Origin of the sequence: Kitasatospora sp. NPDC007106 (assembly GCF_040634455.1) — a bacterium.
Taxonomy (GTDB): Bacteria; Actinomycetota; Actinomycetes; order Streptomycetales; family Streptomycetaceae; genus Kitasatospora; species Kitasatospora arboriphila.
Genome location: NZ_JBEYFP010000875.1, coordinates 1 through 2,346, shown reverse-complemented (window position 1 = coordinate 2,346; position 2,346 = coordinate 1). Strand labels below are relative to the sequence as shown.

At 72.8% G+C, this 2,346-nt stretch carries 2 protein-coding genes; one reads left to right on the top strand and one right to left on the bottom strand.

Annotated elements, in window-relative coordinates; translation table 11 throughout:
- Positions 1–53: 53 nt before the first annotated feature.
- A complete protein-coding gene (locus tag ABZ641_RS33505; protein ID WP_344625617.1) occupies positions 54–506 on the bottom strand; it encodes a hypothetical protein in 453 nt (150 codons plus the stop codon).
- Positions 507–950: 444 nt separating this feature from the next.
- Here ABZ641_RS33505 and ABZ641_RS33500 point away from each other — a divergent pair.
- A partial coding sequence (locus ABZ641_RS33500; protein WP_359988022.1) for an MFS transporter occupies positions 951–2,346 on the top strand: 1,396 nt, incomplete at its 3' end.

Genomic DNA, 2,346 nt, shown 5'->3' with positions numbered 1-2,346 from the left:
CTGTCGGCCGCCGGCCTTCCGAGTCGGCGCGGACGCGGCGCCGGTGGCCGGCGTCACTTCATGACGACTCGCCAGCCGGTCTCGATGTCGGGGCGGAGGTCCAGGACCGTGGCCTGGCCGGTGTCGTGGAAGGTGAGCTGCACGCTCTGACGCTCCATCGGGTCGTCCTGGAACTCGGCGGTCACCTTGCCCTGGGCACCCTTGCGGTACTCGCGGATCCAGTCGGCGGCGGTCGCGCGGTGTGCTGCGTCGGAGCCCTCCGGGTGGGCCAGGTCCGCGAGCCGTTCCGCCGTGCCGTCGGCCATTCCCCACACGACCCGCTGCACCACGCCCAGCGTCTCGGTCGTCGGGTAGCCGGTCACCTCCAGGTGCGGGTGGTTGCTGTAGTCGGTCTCGTACTGCAACTGCTGCTCCGACGCGCCGGCGGAGCAACCGGCCGTCAACGCGAGGGAGAGGGCGAGGGCGGCGGCCGCGAGGCCGGTGAGGGCCCGGCGTGGGGCGTGCATGGGTGCTCCTGGGCCTGGTGCCGATCATCGTGGACGGCCGGAGCATAGGGACGATCACGCTGGGCACAATCCTCCCCTTACCGGATCAAGGGGCGTCAAAGCTGCCCAGATCCTCCGAACTCGTGATGAGACCGTGACGCCGTCCGGCCCGGATCGGCTTCGCCGGCCCGCGTGACCCGCCGGGCTCCGCCCGCACACCGTCGTCAGGGCGCCGCGCATCCGGAACCGGGCGCCGTCGCCCCGCTCCTGGATCGGACCGGAGGGCCGTCCGGCCGGCAGTGCCGGCTGATGCCGTTGTCACCCCCGCCTTGCCGCGTGTCCGAGGTCGTGCCGGGTGGGTGTTCGTGCGACGGTCGTGGTGGCCGCCGCGTCGCGCCGTGCCCGGCAGGTGCGGACGGCGCAGCTGCGGCCCTGGGTGTCGGGCGCGGACAGGCGGGTGACGGCATGGCGGGAACGGCAGCAGCGGGGGCCGCAGGGCGTACGGCGGGGGCCCGGCGCGTCCTCGCCCCGTTGGCGTTGGCGCAGTTCATCTGCAGCTTCGCCGGCTCCAACATGAACGTGATGATCAACGACATCAGCGAGGACCTGGACACCACCGTGCAGGGCGTCCAGGTGGCCATCACCATCTTCCTGCTGGTGATGGCCGCGCTGATGATCCCGGGCGGCAAACTGACCGACAAGTGGGGCCGCAAGCGCTGCCTGCTGGCCGGGCTCGTGGTGTACGGCGTGGGGGCGGTGCTCAGCGCCGCCGCGCCCGGCCTCGGCGTGCTGATCCTGGGGAACTCGATCCTGGAGGGCGTCGGCACCGCGCTGCTGATCCCGCCGGTCTACATCCTGACGACGCTGCTGTTCACCGACACGGCGTCCCGGGCCCGCGCGTTCGGCGCGATCATGGCGATGGGCGGGATCGGGGCGGCAGCCGGTCCGCTGATCGGCGGTCTGATCACCAGTGCGATCAGCTGGCGGGCCGCCTTCGTCTTCCAGGCGCTGGTGATCGTGGTGATCGTGGTGCTCAGCCGGGGGATCGCCGACCCGCTGCCGCCCGACCCGGCCCGGCCCTTCGACACGGTGGGTGCGGTGCTCTCGGCGGCCGGCCTGGTGCTGCTGGTGACCGGCATCCTGGCCGTCGACAACAACGGCTGGCTGGCGCTCGGCCTGCTGGTGGCGGGTGCGCTGGTGCTGGCCGGTTTCTTCGCCTGGGTGCGCGGCCGGGAGCGGGCCGGCCGGGAGGCGCTGCTGTCGACGTCGCTGTTCCACAACCGCACCTCCGACCTCGGCCTGGTCACCCAGAACACCCAGTGGCTGATGCTGATGGGCGTCTCGTTCACCGTCGCCGCCTACCTGCAGGTCGTCCGCGGCTACGACGCGATCCAGACCGGCGTCATCTTCACCGCCGCGACGCTCGGCATCCTCGCCTCCTCGCTGGCCGCGGAGAAGCTGGCCCGGCGCCGTCCGCAGCGCACCCTCATCATGGCGGGCTTCGTGGTGACGATCGCCGGCATCGCCGTGCTGCTGGCGCTGGTCGCCGGATCGCCCAGCGCCTGGGCGTTCGCCCCCGGCCTGCTGCTGATCGGCCTCGGCCTGGGCGTGATGCTGACCCCGTCGGTGAACGTCGTCCAGTCGTGCTTCCCCGAGTCGCAGCAGGGCGAGATCTCCGGTCTGTCGCGCAGCATCTCCAACCTCGGCTCCTCGCTCGGCACGGCCGTCGCCGGCACCATCCTCGTGTCGGGGCTCAGCAAGGGCGCGTACGCGGCGGCGATGGCGGTGCTCGGGGTGGCCGGTCTGGGCGGGCTGGCCGCCGCGTTCCTGCTGCCGCGGGTCCGCCGGCCCGCAGCGGCGG

Excerpts from the sequence above, each read along its gene's own strand:
- ABZ641_RS33505 (WP_344625617.1), bottom strand. The coding sequence starts at position 506 with ATGCACGCCCCACGCCGGGCCCTCACCGGCCTCGCGGCCGCCGCCCTC.